We start from the raw sequence: 13,574 nt of genomic DNA, 5'->3' as shown, positions 1-13,574 counted from the left end.
CAGGCGAACGCGTACAAAGTGGACCCGCCGAGGGCCGCAACTGCAAGATCAGCGGGGTGGTGGCTCGAAGCCCGCGAGGCGGGTGGCGATGCGGTGCCGGGCCGGGGGGAGGGTGGAGACCAGGCGGAGCAGCACGTTGCGCAGGGGGCGCGCGGAAGGTGGGGCGGCGGCCAGACGGGTCAGGCCGGCGGCGAAGCCGAGCACCTCCTCGGCGCGGGGGCGGTGGTCGGCCGCGTACCCGTCGAGGGCCTGCCCTCCGGCGGCGAGCGCGTCGCCGAGGGCGACCGCGTCCCGCAGGCCGAGGTTCATCCCCTGCCCGCCGGCCGGGCTGTGCACGTGCGCGGCGTCCCCGGCGAGCAGCACCGGCCCGCGACGGTAGGTGCTCGCGATCCGGTGGTGGATCCGGAACCGGGACGACCACGCCATGCCTGTCACCCGGTCCGGCCGGCGCGCCGGACCGCGCTCGTCGAGCAGCGCCTGGAAGTGGTGCGCCTGCGGATCGCGCGGCGCATCATCCACGGTGGCCACCAGCCGGACCGTGCCGTCGGGCAGCGGCGCCCAGACCAGCGGGCCGCGCCGGGAGAGGAAGAGGCTCACCTGGTCGCGCGGGAGCGTGCTGTCCACGCGGACGTCGGCCAGCAGGAAGGACTCCCCGGGGTCGGCCGGGCCGCCGAATCCGATGCCGGCGAGTTCGCGGACCCGGCTGTGCATCCCGTCCGCGCCGACGACCCAGCGCGCCCGGACCGCGCGGCCGCCGTCGAAGCGCGCGACGGCGCCGTCGCCGTCGAGGTCCAGCCCGGTCATCTCGTACGGCCGCAGCACGCGCCCGCCGAGCGCGGCGAGCCGGTCGGTGAGCACCGCCTCGGTGTCGGCCTGCGAGATCAGCAGCGCGTACGGGTAGCGCGACGGCAACCTGTCGAAGGGGACGGTGACCAGCACCCGGTCCCGGTCGCGGACGCTGAACCGGGCCGAGTGCAGCCCGCGGGCGGCCAGCGGTTCGGCGATCCCGATCCGGTCGAGCACCTCGAGGGTGCCGGCGTGCACGACGGCGGCGCGCGACGTGACGGGTGGCTCGGCGAGCCGGTCGACAACCGTCGCGGCGATCCCGTGCCCGGCCAGTGTCACCGCCACCGCCAGGCCGGTCGGCCCGGCTCCCACCACGAGGACGTCGGTGCATTCGGGCAGCATCGCTTCCACCTCCGAGCTCCGGTCAACAACTGTTTGCCAACGCTTGTTGACTTCACTGTAGAGCCGATGTCAACACGTGTTGGCCTACAGTCGTGGACGTGACCGAACCCGCCACCCGCACCCGTCGCTCGGACGCCACCCGGGCGGCCATCCTGCGCGCCGCCCAGGAACGCTTCGCCGCCGACGGCTACGACCGGGCCACCATCCGGGCCATCGCCGCCGACGCCAGCATCGACCCCTCGATGGTCATGCGCTACTACGGCAGCAAGGAGGGTCTGTTCGCCGCGGCGGCCGAGTTCGACCTGCGCCTGCCCGACCTGGCCGAGGTGCCGCCGGACCGGCTCGGCGAGACACTGACCCGGCACTTCGTCCGTCGCTGGGAGGCGGACGGGACACTCGTCGCCCTGCTCCGGGCCGCCGCCACCAACCCCGGCGCGGCCGAACGGATGCGCGGGATCTTCGCCGGCCAGCTCGCCACCGCGGTGGCCCGGTCCGGTGCCGACCCGGCAACCGCCGACCGCCGGGCCGGTCTGGTGGCCAGCCAGATCCTCGGCCTCGCGCTCACCCGGTACGTCGTCCGGCTGCCACCAGTGGTGGACCTCGACCCGGAGGAACTGGCCGCCTGGGTCGGCCCGACGATTCAGCGCTACCTGACCCAACCTTTACCCCCGTCCCGCGCGTCTGGCCGGTGACGGAGGAGGAGCCGGATGGGGCGGGACGCGGACGACGGGCGGGCGGACTACCTCGCCTTCGTCGAGTCGCACCAGCACCGGTTGCTGCGCGCCGCGTACCTGATCTGCGGCAACCGGCACCAGGCCGAGGACCTGCTCCAGGACGCGCTGCTCAAGCTGGCGCTGCGCTGGCCGTCGGTGCGCGACGGCGACCCGGCCGCGTACGTGCGCGCCATCCTCTACCGCGACGCCGTCTCCTGGTGGCGACGCCGGCGGCGGGAGTGGCTCAGCGCGTACCCACCGGACCGGCCGGGTTCGGACGCCGACGCGGCGCTGCGGCTCACCGTGCGCGCGGCGCTGGACCGGCTGCCGCCACGCCAGCGGGCCGTCGTGGTGCTGCGCTACTTCGAGGACCTGACCGAGGTCGCCACCGCCGAGGCGCTCGGCGTCACCGTCGGCACCGTCAAGAGCCAGTGCCACGACGCGCTGCGCCGGCTGCGCGACGTCGTACCCGCCCTCGGCACGTCCGGAGACGACCTGGTGACCGGGATGGAGGCGAACCCGTGAACGAGCCCGAGCTGACCCGGCTGCTGACCCGGGCCGCCGAGGAGATCCGGCCGACCCGGCCCGCCGAGAGCGGATGGGACCGGGCCGGGCGGGTCCGCCGCGCCCGCCGGGCCGCCGGTGCCGCGGCCGTCGCCGTGGTCCTGCTCGGCGGCGGTACGACGGCACTGCTGCACCGCCCCGGCCCGCCCCCGGCGGCACCGCCCCGCCCGACTGTGACGTCGGCGCCGAGCGCCCCGGTGGTGCAGCGGCCCCCGGACCGGCTCGGACAGGCGGGTGACCCGCTGGGCCGGCTCGGCGACCGGGTCGCCTACGGCCTATCCGACCGGCCGGTGAGCCGGGCGCTGGCGCTGTACCAGCCGATCGACCCGGAGACCGGCGACGCCGGTCCGGTCCGGGTGCTGGGTGACGACGGCATGGTCCGGGAACTCGACGTGGTGACGCTCGCGCCCACCCGCGACGCCGGCGGCAACGAGGCCGCTCCGCTCAAGCCGGGCAGCCTGTCGCCGGACGGCCGGACCGCCGCGTTCGCGCAGACCGACGAGGTGATCGTGATCGGCCTGACCGACGGCGCGGTCCGCCGCTACCCGCTCACCGGCTACCTGGAACACGTGGTCTGGGCCGGGGACCGGCTGGTCGTCGGGGACAACGACACCGCGTACGAGCTGGACCGGCGCACCGGGTCGGCACGGAAGCTCCCGGTCGACCCCTGGACGCTCGTCGTACCCGAGCCGGCCCGGCCCGGTGACCTGTTCACAGTGGGCGGCTGGGCCGGGGACGGCGGCCTGGCCGTACGCCGGTTCCCCGCCTCCGGCGGCGCGCCGGAGCGACGGCCGGTGACCACCGGGGAGCTACCCCCCGGTTACCAGCTGAACGAGGTCTACGGGCGGGGCTGGCAGCGCGGCGACCGGATCGGCCAGGCCGGCTGGACCACCACTGCGGGCCCCGCCGGCACGATGAGCGGCGCCGAGGGCGTGGCGGTGCTGGACGCCCGTACCGGGGCGGTGACCCGACTGCTCGACCTCGGGCGCGAGGACCGCGCGAAGGGCTGCTGCGAGGTGCACGGCTGGACCGCCGACGGCGACCTGCTGTTCCGCTACGACGCCGGACTGGCCCGGTGGCGTCCGGAGACCGGCGCCGTCGACTGGGTGGCGAGCAACGTCCCCGGGCGCCTGTCGATAGCCGCCCGCTGACCGGCCGGTCCCGCCGACGGGTGCGGCAGGACCGGCCGGGACGCTCAGCGGGTCAGGCCGCCGGGCTGGTCGCCCTTCACGACGGGGGCCCGGACCAGGTTGCCCCACTCGGTCCACGAACCGTCGTAGTTGCGCACCTGCGGGAACCCGAGCAGGTGGTGCAGCACGAACCAGGTGTGGCTGGACCGCTCCCCGATCCGGCAGTACGCCACCACGTCGTCGGACGGGCTCAGCCCGAGCTGGTCGGCGTAGATGGCACGCAGTTCGTCGGCGGACTTGAACGTGCCGTCGTCGTTCGCGGCGGATTTCCACGGCTTGCTCACCGCGCCCGGGATGTGCCCGCCACGCAGCGCGCCCTCCTGCGGGTAGTCCGGCATGTGCAGCATCTCGCCGGTGTACTCGCCGGGCGAACGCACGTCCACCAGCGGCCGACCGGCCGCCACGTGCGCCATGACCTGCTCCCGGTACGCGCGGATCGGCGCGTCGTTGCGCTCCGGCACCGGGTACGAGGCGCGGGGCCGGCTCACCATGTCCCGGGTCAGCTCCCGGCCCTCGGCGATCCACTTCTGCCGGCCGCCGTCGAGCAGCCGCACGTCCTGGTGACCGAAGAGGGAGAAGACCCAGAGGGCGTACGCGGCCCACCAGTTGAAGTTGTCGCCGTAGAAGACGACTGTGTCGTCCCGCCCGATGCCCTTCGCCGCGCACAGCTCGGCGAAGCTCGCGGCGTCCAGGTAGTCGCGGGTGACCTGGTCGTTGAGTTCGGTGTGCCAGTCGACCTTGACGGCGCCGGGGATGTGGCCGGTGTCGTAGAGGAGCACGTCCTCGTCGGACTCGACCACCACGAGCCCTTCGTCGCCCAGGTGCTCGGCCAGCCACTCGGTGGTGACCAGGCGCTGCGGGTCGGCGTACGACTGGAGGTGGGGATGCGGATCGCTCGGCACAGGCATGATCCCCAAGGTACGCCGGATCCGGGGCGGCGGATGTGACACCGGCCCCACCACCTCGGAAAGGTGGTGGGGCCGGTGCGATCAGATGCTCAGCCCTCGACGACGAACCACTGGTACGTGGGGTCCGACTGGTTGCCGGCCTTGTCGATCGCGTACACGGTCAGGGTGTGCCAGCCGGCCTCGGCCGGCGTGAGGGTGACCGAGGCGGAGCCGTCCGCACCCGCCGGCACGGTGACCTCCGGCGCGTAGTCGAACTGGTAGACGTACCTGTCCACGTCCGGCATGCCGGGGGTGAACGTGAAGACACCCGGCACGCCCGGACCGCCACCGGACCCGCCGATCGGGTAGGTCGTCGAGCTGACGCCCGGCGCGCTGCTGACCAGGAACGAGTAGCTCGTCTCCGGGGACAGCTCGCCGGACGCCGAGCGGGCCCGGACGGTGAGCGTGTTCCGGAAGACCCGGTCCGGGGTGACGGTCAGCTCGGCGGCGGTGCCGTCGTTCACGTCGACGGTCTGCTCCGGCCCGCCGTTGAGCCGGTAGACGAACGCCACGGTGTCCGGCAGGTCGGAGTGGAAGCGGAAGCCACCGGGTACGCCGATGCCGCCGCTCGAACCCCACTCGCTGTACAGGTACGAGATGACCTGCGGCTGCGGATCCCGGACGGTGAACTGGTATTCACGCTGCCCGGTACGCGTGCCGTCGGCGGTCTCCGCGATCACCGTCAACTGGTGCCAGCCGGCCTGCTCCGGGGCCCAGGTGACGACGGCGGTCCCGTCAGCCCTCGCGTCGATCGTCGTCGTCTCCGCGCCCTGGAACGAGTAGTGGTACCGGACCACGTTCGACCGCTGCGGCGTGAAGGTGAAGGTCCCGGCGACGCCGGGCAGGCCGCTGCTGCCGTTCTCCGGATACTCCGCCGACTGGACCAGCGGGGCGTCGTTCACCAGGAACGTCCAGACCTGTTCCGGCGAGCGGGTGCCGTCCGCGGTGACCCCGACGACAGTGAGCGTGTGCTCCCCGCCCTCGGTGGGCGTCCAGCTCACCGTCGCTCGGTTGCCCGTCTCGACGCGCTGCTCGGCACCGTTGTCGAACCGGTAGAGGAAGGCCACCGTCTCCTCGACCTCCGAGGTGAACCGGAACTCGCCCGGCTGGCCCGGGCCCCCCATGGGCCAGTCACCCCGGTACGGGTCGCCGGAGACCGCGGGGCGCAGGTCCCGCACCCGGAAGGACCAGGTCGCGGGCTCGGACTCGGTGCCATCGCGGCTCACACTCCACACGGCGAGGTCGACCCAGCCCTCGTCGGTCGGGGTCCAGGTCACCGACGCGGTGCCGTCGGCGTTCGCGGCCACCGTGCCGGACTCGCCGTCGAAGTGGTAGCGGTAGCTGACCGTGTCGGGCAGGCGTGGGGTGAACGTGAAGACGCCCGGGATGCCCGGCCCGCCGCCGGAGTCCCAGTTCTCGTAGACCGTGGCCGAGATCGTCGGCTCGGTCAGCAGCTGGAACTCCCGGGTTCCGGTGGCCTCCACGCCGCCGGCCGTGACGCTGGTGACGGTCAGGGTGCGGGAGCCGCCCCGGGTCGCGGTGACGGTGATCGCGGCGGAGCCGTCGGCGGCGGCCTCGACCGTCCGCTCCGGGTCGCCGTCCAGGCCGTAGCGGTAGCGCACCACCCCGTCCATCTGCGGACGCAGCTGGAATGTGGCCGGCACCCCGATCTCGCTCAGCCGTCCCTCGATGACCGGCGAGACGTCCTGGGCGAGGAACCTGTACTGGGTGATCTCCGAGCGGTTGCCGACCGCGTCCAGGCTCCATACCGCCAGGGTTCTCGGGCCGCTGCCCGGGGTGAGCGTGACGGTGGCCGTGCCGCCTGTCCGGTCCGCGTCGACCGTGCCCTGCCCGCCGGAGTCCAGCGAGTAGCCGTACCGCACCACGTCAGCGGCGCCGTTCGCGGTGAAGGTGAACCTGCCGGGCAGCGCGGGATGCCACTCGCGGTCGTCCGGGAAGTCGGTGGACGTGACAGTCGGTGTCGTAGCCGGGCCACGGACGTCGAGTCGGAAGTAGCAGATCGGGCTCCACTCGCCGGTGGCCCGGCTGTCCTTCGCCCGCATCTGCCAGGCGTACGTCCGGTCGTGCTCGAACGGCGCCGGCCACATCTGGTCGTAGCGGCCCGTGGCGCGCGCGCCGTCGCGGGCGAAGTCCAGTCGCTCGATGCGTGCCTCCGGCTCGTCGACCGGCCAGGCCGCGAAGGAGACGTCGAGCTGGTCCGTGCCGCCGCCGTCGGTGCGGTCCCGGTCGTGCACCACGCCGGAGAGCGTGGGGTTGCGGGTCACCTCGTACGGCTCGGCGGTGGTGCACGCCGTGCCGTTCGTGGTCTGCAGGTCGGTCGGCACGCCGGGGCGGAAGTTGTAGTCGATCGAGATGCCGACCGTGGTGGCGTACTTCCGGGCCAGTGCCGGATCCCGCTCGGCGTCGGCGGGCAGCCGCAGCGAGAGGGTCAGCGTCGACCGGCCCTCGGCGAGCGCCTGGCGCAGCGCCTCGACCGCGTCGAACTCCACCCGTGGTGCCGGGCAGACGATCTGGTCGGTGAGCTGCCGGCTGTCGACCAGGGCCAGGTCAGCCGGCGGCTTCCGCCAGCTCGACCTGGAGGTGTAGGCGGCGGTGCGCCACAGCTCGATCTTCGGGCGCGTGGTGCAGTCCGCGCCGGCGGTCTCCTTGACGTCGAGCTTGGCCGTCTCGATGTCCGCTCCCCGGTAGCGGGAGATGTCGAACGTGAAGTAGGCGCGCGACGTGTGCGGGCGGCCCTTCGCGTCCTTCCAGGTGCCCACCGGCGCGTCACCCGGCCGGTCGATGCTGATCGTGTCGGGCGAACGCGAGTCGGTCCAGGCCCAGGAGGTGTTCGTCTCGTAGCGGATGTCGTACGCGGCAGCGGGCGCCGCGGTGGCGGTCACCGTACCGGCCACGACCACTGTCGACAACGCGGCGGCGAGCAGACGCCGACCCGCTCGACGTGGATTTCTGTCAGGCATGAGGATCAAACCCCATCCACCTTTCCCCGATGTCGCCCCGTGCTCGATCGACGGGGGCAGCGGATGCTACCCAGACGGGCGGACATCGGACGATCCCGATCTGGGACCGACGGAGCACATCGGACGATCGGCGGTCAAGATCGAGCCGTCCGGCCGGGTCAGGCGCGGCGGTGCACCAGGCGGCCGGCGACCACTGTGGCCAGGCAGGAGCCGTCCGCGTCGAACACGGCGAGGTCGGCCCGCCCGCCGGTCACCAGTGCGGGCGGCCGGGCGGCAGCCAGCACCGCCACGTCGTTGCGGGCGGCGGCGGACCGCAACGACGGATCGGCCACGTGCTCCTCGACCACCGCGGCGACGCCGAGCCGGAACAGCGCGTGCACCCGCTCGCGCGGCGTGGGCGCCGGAGGCAACGGGCCGTCGTGCACGAGCGCCGGCCCGAGCGTGCCGGCCCACCGCCGCACCCGCACCCCCGGGTACGCGCCGGGAAGCTCGTCGGTCGGCACGATCGCCTCGACGCGGTCACCGTCGACCACGACGGCCAGCCCGGCTCGGGGCGGGTCGTCGGGTGTCAGCCGCAGCAGGTCGGCGGCGTGGACGGTACGCACGCTCAGTCGCGCTCGACCGGCCCGAGCACCGGCCGCTTGGCGGTGACGAAGTCGCCGGAGGACCGCCCGGTCAGCCGGCGCCTGATCCACGGCGCCAGGTGCTTGCCGGCCCAGCGCAGGTCGGCCGCGCGCGCGGCGAGCCACGGGCTGGGCGCCGGGTGCGGCGGGACCAGCAGCCACTCCTCGTCGCAGCCGACGCCGAGCGCGGTGAGCACCTGCGCGGCGACCCGGCGGTGGCCTGCCGCCGACAGGTGAATCCGGTCGGTGCTCCAGAGCAGCGGGTTGAGGTAGGTGTCGTCGGAGTAGAGGTCGACCAGGATCGCGCCGTGCCGCTCGGCCACCTCGCCGACCACCCGATTGAGCAGCGTCACGCGCGGCGCCATCAGCCGCTGGCCGGGCAGCCGGGACATCACGTCGGCGAACCGGAACAGCACCACGTCGCTGCCGCCGGAGCGCAGCCGCTGCACCACCGAGTCGAAGCGGGGGACGAACGCGTCCGGGTCGAAGCTGCGGCGCAGCACGTCGTTGCCGCCGGCCGCGAAGCTGATCAGGTCGGGCTTCATGGCCAGCGCGGACGGCACCTGCTCGGCCACCACGTTCGGGAACAGCCGGCCCCGGATGGCCAGGTTGGCGTACCCGAAGTCGGGCCCGGCCTCGACGGCGAGGCGGGTGGCGACCAGGTCGGCCCAGCCCCGGTAGCTGCCGTCCGGATATGCGTCGTCCATGCCCTCGGTGAAGCTGTCGCCCACCGCCACGTAGCTGCGCCAGCGCACGGCGCCTCCCTCAGACGTTCCGGCAGAAGTGCGTCGCACAGTCTGTCACCGCGCGGACCGGTCCCGCTGGCCCTGAACGTCGGACGTGGCGGATGTCTCGACCTTCTGTTCACGACAGCCACCCCACGGGACAAAAGCCCCGACACGTCCGGGCGGGTCGCAATCCGTCGTCCGGAACGGGGATGATGTCAGCCGTCATCCGGCTGTCCGAAACCGTCCGGCCGGTCCCGCACCCGGCACGAGCGAGGAACCACATGACGCAGGGGCACCCACCGGCGGCAGGCTGGCCACCGCCCGGCAATGCCGATCCCCGGTACGGCGCGGCACCGCCGCCCGGGCAGCCGACGCCGTGGGGGCCGCCGCCCCCGGCGCCGAAGTCCCGCCGTGGGCTCTGGATCGGCCTCGCGGCGGGCGCGCTAGCGCTGGCGCTCTGCGCCGGCACTGCGGTCGGCGTCGGGCTGGGCCTGCGCGGTGACGACGAGGACGGCCCGGCGCCGAAGGCGGCAGCCGGCGCGAACGGCGTCACCGTCACGGACGCCGAGCTGGCCGCCCTGCTCGACCGGCACAGCAAGGCGCTCGCGGCGAAGGACCTGGACGGCTACCTGGCCGCGTTCGACCCGGACCGCGAGGATCTGATCGCCGGGCAGACCCAGCTCTTCCGCAACCTCATGAAGTTGCCGCTGTCGGTGGCCCGCTACGAGATGCTCGAGAAGCAGGGCCGGGTGAGCGACGCCTTCGGGCAGGGCGTCACGTTCCAGCTCGACGTCTCGTTCGTGCACCAGCTGGACGGCTTCGACCTGGCACCGGTCGCCGAGTGGTACCGGTGGACGATCGTCCGCGCCGGCAAGGACGCGCCGATCCGGGTCGTGGCGGTCACCGGAGCGTCGGCCGGTGGCAACGGCGACTCGAAGACCGTTTACTACCCCGGGCCGTGGGACAAGTGGCGGGACATCCATGTCGAGCGGACCGCGTACGCCCTGATCATCACCGACGCGGCCCGGGCCGACCTGGCGGTGCGGTACGCCCTCGCCGTCGACAGGTCGGTGACGGACAGCCTCGCCGTGTGGCGGGCCAACGCGCCGCCCGAGCCGATGACTGACAAGTTCGTCGTCACGTTCGCCGCAGGCAAGGACGAGATGACCTCGCTCTACCGGATCGGCACCGAGAAGGCCACCGAGGCGGGCTACTCGGTGGGCATGGTCGCGGCCGAGCGCAAGAACGGCAAGGCCACGATCGGCGGGACCCGCATCGTGGTGGACACCACCGATCGCTACTTCACCCGCTCCGGTGGCGACAACGACGCCCGCATGGTGTTGCGGCACGAGATGGCGCACTCGCTGATGACGCTCCGCACCGACCTGACCGCCGTGGACGAGTTCAGCAAGCTCGACGAGTGGGTGGTCGAAGGCTTCGCCGAGTACATCGCCTTCAGCGGCCGTCCGCTGACCGCCAGCGCGCGCACCGCGCCGTCCCTGCAGTTGGTCCGCAACGGCTGGAACGGCAAGCTGCCCGGCAACAGCGACTGGGACAACCCCGGAATGCTGACCTTCCACTACTGGCTCGGGCACACCGCCATGACCCACCTCGCCGACAAGCACGGTGAGCCGAAACTGTTCCGCTTCGTCGAGGCGGTCTACGCCGGCACCCCGACCGACCGTGCCGCCCGGGACGTGCTCGGCGTGTCGCTCGACGACTTCCAGTCCGGCTGGGCCGACTACGTCCGCGCGCAGGCGGGCTGACGGGAACGGGAGACGACCGATGACCTATCAGCACCAGCAGTACCCGCCGCCCGCGTACCCGCCGGTGGTCCGGCCGGGTCCGGCCGGTGCGCCGCCGGCGGCGCCGAAGCGGCGCGGGCGCGTCGCGTTGCTGGTGGCCGGTGGCCTGGTGGCGGTGCTCGCGGTCGCGGCCGGTACCGCCTACGGCGTGTCCCGGCTGGTCGGCGGCGGTGACGACGACGGGCGGAAGCTGCGCACCGCGTGGGTGCTCGACTTCCCGGAACTCCAGCGCAACGGGCTGAAGACGTACGACGGGCAGGACATGTTCGGCGCCTGGCTGGCCGGTGACGCGGTGGTCCGGGCCCAGCCGGACGGCATCATCGCCTACCGGCTCGGCGACGGCGGCCAGGCGTGGGGCGTACCCGCGCCGCAGGCGTCCTCGCTGTGCGCGGCCGCGCAGACGCTCGCCGAAGGGCGGGGCGTGGTGGCGCTCGGTTCCGCCGACTCCTGCGACACGCTCGTCGGTTTCGACGCGGCCGGCGGCACGCAGACGTGGCGGGCGACGTTCCCTGTCGAACGCCGGACGGGCCGGTCCGAGATCGTCGCCCCGGACCTGTCCGTGGCCGCCGGGCAGGTGGTCGTGCGCAGCGGCGAGAGCGTCCTCGGCTACGCGCTGGCCGACGGCAAGCGGCTGTGGCAGACCGACGCCGACCGGCTGCTGCCCGGCCGCGACTGCCGCCTGACCGACGCGCAGGCCGCCGGGGACCAGGCGGTGGTCACCGCGCTCTGCGACGGCGACCGGGGTGCGCTGCTCGGCCTGGACCCGGCCACCGGCAAGCCGCGCTGGCAGCAGCAACTGCCGGCCGCGCAGCAGAGCGACGGGGTGCTGAGCGTCGACCCGCTGGTCAGCCTGCCCGGCCTCAACACCGAGACGTTCGTCGCGCGCGACGCCACCGGCAAGGAGCGGGCCACGTTCGGCAACCCCGTCGACGGTACGCGGTTCAGCGACCTGCCGGTCAACCGCTCCAACACGGTGAGCGGCCCGGGGATCAGGCCGTACCTGGCCGACGCGGACACGCTGTACCTGCCCACCGAGGCTTCTCCGGTGGGCGACAAGATGCGCCAGGCCAACCAGGTGGTGGCGATCGACCTGGCCACCGGGAAGCGGCGCTGGGTGTCGGCCGGGCACACCGACAGCGAGGTGGAACTCGTCCGCCTCGACGGGCAGGGCCTGCTGGCGTGGGAGGTGGGCGACCGGCGGGACCTCGCCCCGCGGCTGGTCCGGATCGACCCGGCCACCGGCGCGGTGACGGTGGTGGCCGAGGCGCCGCTGTCGGCCGGCACCGAGGGCAGCGACGCGAAGGTGCTGGAGCGCGACGGCACCGTGGTGCTGGTGCCGTGGAAGCAGGTCACCGCGGACGCGGCGATCACCGTGCTGCGCTGAGCAGCGGCGGCGTCAGCAGTCGAAGACCGACCAGCAGATGTCGTTGCGCAGCCGCTGGTCGTCCAGGACCAGCTCGCGGATCTCGGCCGGGAGCTGGTCGCGCTGCCACCGGCACTCGGCCCGCCCGGCCGCCTCGCCGAGGCCGGCGGGCGCCGCCGCGCGTACCGCCTTGATCGCGTACGCGGCGGCGCCGAGTTCGTGGGCGGCCACGTGGGCCACGACGGCGGCCTGACCGGCGGCGTACGCGGCGTTGCGCGCTGCCCCGCGCAGGTCACGGGCCGCGCCCATGGCGTGCCCGCCCGCCGCACGCGCCTCCATCATGCGGACCTCGCCCCGCACCCAGGCACGGGCGTGCGCGATCGCCTCACGCGGGCGGTTGTCGTCCGGCCGGACCGCCTCGAACAGGCCGAGGACGTGCTCGGCGCAGGTGGCGGCCCAGAGCGCCAGCAGGTGGTGGTGCTCGTCGGTGAGCGTGCCGCCCCGGCGGATCGTGACGAACCGGGGATCGCGGACCTTCGGCAGGATCACGAGGTGGCCTCCGGTCCGGCGGCGCCCCGGCGCAGGTCGTGGTCCAGTGTGCTCATCAGCCGGGCGACCCGGCTGCCGCCGCCGGTCAGCGGCGGATAGCGGCGCAGCACGTCGACCAGCACTGGCGTGGCGAGTCGCCGGTACCGGTCCAGCGTCGCCTGCCCGACGGTCTCGTCACCGCCGGCCTCCAGTTCGGCGACGCGCGCGGCGTTGGCGGCGGCCCGCAGAATGTGCCCGACCTGGGTGGCCTTCGCGATCGGGTGCAGGTACGCGGCTGCCGCGGCGTCACCGGCGGCCCGGGCGGCCAGGCGCGCGGCCTCGGTGGGCGCCGACCGGGCGGCCCGGTGCGCGTCGAGCGACGCGACCCGCTGGAGTTTCGTCCGGGCGGCCCCATGCGCGAACGTCCACGCCGCATCGACAGCCGCGCGGGGACGCGGATCGCCGGGAACCGCCCGCTCGTAGACCGGGAGGACGTCCTCCGCGTGCCGGACCGCGTACCGCGCCACCTCGCGCAACTCGTCCGTCGTCAGGTCGAAGTCCCCGGGCGCAGTCATGTCGCGGGCATCGTATCGGTGATGCCCCGCCGGTACGGGCCCCAGCCGACGAACCGCTCGAACAGCTCGCGCGGGGTCGGCCCGTCGTGCGGATTGAGGCGGAACAGGTCGTGCGTGGCCTCGTGGTAGAGCCCGGACAGGTAGACGGCCAGGTCGACGGGGTGGTCCGCGTACTCGACCTTGAGCAGCAGGCGCGCCTGGGCACAGGGCCACGGTCCGCCACAGGCGCGGCAGAGCCAGAGCGGCCGGATCGGCAGGTGGGCCGGGTGGTCCGGCGGGTAGGGGCGCGGCCGATCGGGGTACGGCCCGAGCCGCGGTACGGGAAGGTTCATGCGTGACAGTCTGCTGATGGCGACACTACGCTCGGAA

General features: G+C 73.8%; 13 protein-coding genes. 5 read left to right on the top strand and 8 right to left on the bottom strand.

Annotated elements, in window-relative coordinates; all coding sequences use genetic code 11:
* Positions 1–48 precede the first annotated feature (48 nt).
* Positions 49–1,188, bottom strand: coding sequence for an FAD-dependent oxidoreductase (locus ACQP26_RS00270; RefSeq protein ID WP_433494632.1), 1,140 nt, complete (start codon positions 1,186–1,188; stop codon positions 49–51).
* A gap of 92 nt (positions 1,189–1,280) precedes the next feature.
* On the opposite strand from ACQP26_RS00270, the gene ACQP26_RS00265 reads away from it, so the two are divergent.
* From ACQP26_RS00265 to ACQP26_RS00255, 3 genes are read left to right on the top strand one after another with little or no spacing between them, the layout of a single operon-like run.
* On the top strand, positions 1,281–1,880 hold the full coding sequence (locus ACQP26_RS00265; RefSeq protein WP_433494631.1) for a TetR family transcriptional regulator: 600 nt from the start codon (positions 1,281–1,283) through the stop codon (positions 1,878–1,880).
* A 15-nt stretch (positions 1,881–1,895) separates the two neighbouring features.
* Positions 1,896–2,426: a SigE family RNA polymerase sigma factor gene (locus ACQP26_RS00260; protein ID WP_433494630.1), complete on the top strand. Its 531-nt coding sequence runs from the start codon at positions 1,896–1,898 to the stop codon at positions 2,424–2,426.
* Positions 2,423–3,616: a hypothetical protein gene (locus ACQP26_RS00255; protein WP_269703256.1), complete on the top strand. Its 1,194-nt coding sequence runs from the start codon at positions 2,423–2,425 to the stop codon at positions 3,614–3,616. Before ACQP26_RS00260 ends, ACQP26_RS00255 begins: the two co-directional genes overlap by 4 nt.
* Before the next feature lie 44 nt (positions 3,617–3,660).
* Here ACQP26_RS00255 and ACQP26_RS00250 read toward each other — a convergent pair whose 3' ends face one another.
* The 4 genes from ACQP26_RS00250 to ACQP26_RS00235 all read right to left on the bottom strand — a co-directional run bounded on the left by ACQP26_RS00250 (position 3,661) and on the right by ACQP26_RS00235 (position 8,913).
* Positions 3,661–4,563, bottom strand: a complete 903-nt coding sequence (locus tag ACQP26_RS00250; protein ID WP_433494629.1) for a sulfurtransferase — start codon at positions 4,561–4,563, stop codon at positions 3,661–3,663.
* Positions 4,564–4,652: 89 nt separating this feature from the next.
* The gene (locus tag ACQP26_RS00245; RefSeq protein WP_433494628.1) at positions 4,653–7,583 is read right to left on the bottom strand and encodes a hypothetical protein; all 2,931 of its coding nucleotides are present in this window, start codon (positions 7,581–7,583) and stop codon (positions 4,653–4,655) included.
* Positions 7,584–7,741: 158 nt separating this feature from the next.
* Positions 7,742–8,188 (bottom strand): hypothetical protein, encoded by a 447-nt coding sequence (locus tag ACQP26_RS00240; RefSeq protein WP_433494627.1) that lies wholly within the window; start codon positions 8,186–8,188, stop codon positions 7,742–7,744.
* A 2-nt stretch (positions 8,189–8,190) separates the two neighbouring features.
* Positions 8,191–8,913, bottom strand: coding sequence for an SGNH/GDSL hydrolase family protein (locus ACQP26_RS00235; protein ID WP_433496235.1), 723 nt, complete (start codon positions 8,911–8,913; stop codon positions 8,191–8,193).
* Between the two features lie 302 nt (positions 8,914–9,215).
* On the opposite strand from ACQP26_RS00235, the gene ACQP26_RS00230 reads away from it, so the two are divergent.
* Positions 9,216–10,700: a hypothetical protein gene (locus ACQP26_RS00230; RefSeq protein ID WP_433494626.1), complete on the top strand. Its 1,485-nt coding sequence runs from the start codon at positions 9,216–9,218 to the stop codon at positions 10,698–10,700.
* 19 nt (positions 10,701–10,719) lie between these two features.
* The gene (locus ACQP26_RS00225; RefSeq protein ID WP_433494625.1) at positions 10,720–12,123 is read left to right on the top strand and encodes a PQQ-binding-like beta-propeller repeat protein; all 1,404 of its coding nucleotides are present in this window, start codon (positions 10,720–10,722) and stop codon (positions 12,121–12,123) included.
* A 12-nt stretch (positions 12,124–12,135) separates the two neighbouring features.
* Here the strand turns inward: ACQP26_RS00225 and ACQP26_RS00220 are convergent, their stop codons facing one another.
* The 3 genes from ACQP26_RS00220 to ACQP26_RS00210 are packed head-to-tail and all read right to left on the bottom strand — an operon-like array spanning position 12,136 to position 13,537.
* Positions 12,136–12,651, bottom strand: coding sequence for a putative immunity protein (locus tag ACQP26_RS00220; protein ID WP_281579427.1), 516 nt, complete (start codon positions 12,649–12,651; stop codon positions 12,136–12,138).
* Complete coding sequence (locus tag ACQP26_RS00215) at positions 12,648–13,205, bottom strand: putative immunity protein (RefSeq protein WP_433494624.1); 558 nt, start codon at positions 13,203–13,205, stop codon at positions 12,648–12,650. The genes ACQP26_RS00220 and ACQP26_RS00215 overlap by 4 nt, the downstream gene beginning before the upstream one ends.
* Complete coding sequence (locus ACQP26_RS00210; protein WP_269703275.1) at positions 13,202–13,537, bottom strand: hypothetical protein; 336 nt, start codon at positions 13,535–13,537, stop codon at positions 13,202–13,204. The genes ACQP26_RS00215 and ACQP26_RS00210 overlap by 4 nt, the downstream gene beginning before the upstream one ends.
* Positions 13,538–13,574: the final 37 nt, after the last annotated feature.

The organism is Micromonospora sp. CA-248089, assembly GCF_050948515.1.
In the GTDB taxonomy this organism is placed as follows: Bacteria; Actinomycetota; Actinomycetes; order Mycobacteriales; family Micromonosporaceae; genus Micromonospora.
Note: the sequence above shows the minus strand (reverse complement) of the source record. Positions and strands in the feature narration are given on the sequence as shown.

What these genes read in the sequence shown, in the direction of transcription:
- ACQP26_RS00250 (WP_433494629.1), bottom strand. Translation starts at nt 4,563, where the DNA reads ATGCCTGTGCCGAGCGATCCGCATCCCCACCTCCAGTCGTACGCCGAC.
- ACQP26_RS00210 (WP_269703275.1), bottom strand. Translation starts at nt 13,537, where the DNA reads ATGAACCTTCCCGTACCGCGGCTCGGGCCGTACCCCGATCGGCCGCGC.
- ACQP26_RS00235 (WP_433496235.1), bottom strand. Translation starts at nt 8,913, where the DNA reads ATGGACGACGCATATCCGGACGGCAGCTACCGGGGCTGGGCCGACCTG.
- ACQP26_RS00225 (WP_433494625.1), top strand. Translation starts at nt 10,720, where the DNA reads ATGACCTATCAGCACCAGCAGTACCCGCCGCCCGCGTACCCGCCGGTG.
- ACQP26_RS00245 (WP_433494628.1), bottom strand. Translation starts at nt 7,583, where the DNA reads ATGCCTGACAGAAATCCACGTCGAGCGGGTCGGCGTCTGCTCGCCGCC.
- ACQP26_RS00260 (WP_433494630.1), top strand. Translation starts at nt 1,896, where the DNA reads ATGGGGCGGGACGCGGACGACGGGCGGGCGGACTACCTCGCCTTCGTC.
- ACQP26_RS00270 (WP_433494632.1), bottom strand. Translation starts at nt 1,188, where the DNA reads ATGCTGCCCGAATGCACCGACGTCCTCGTGGTGGGAGCCGGGCCGACC.
- ACQP26_RS00215 (WP_433494624.1), bottom strand. Translation starts at nt 13,205, where the DNA reads ATGACTGCGCCCGGGGACTTCGACCTGACGACGGACGAGTTGCGCGAG.
- ACQP26_RS00230 (WP_433494626.1), top strand. Translation starts at nt 9,216, where the DNA reads ATGACGCAGGGGCACCCACCGGCGGCAGGCTGGCCACCGCCCGGCAAT.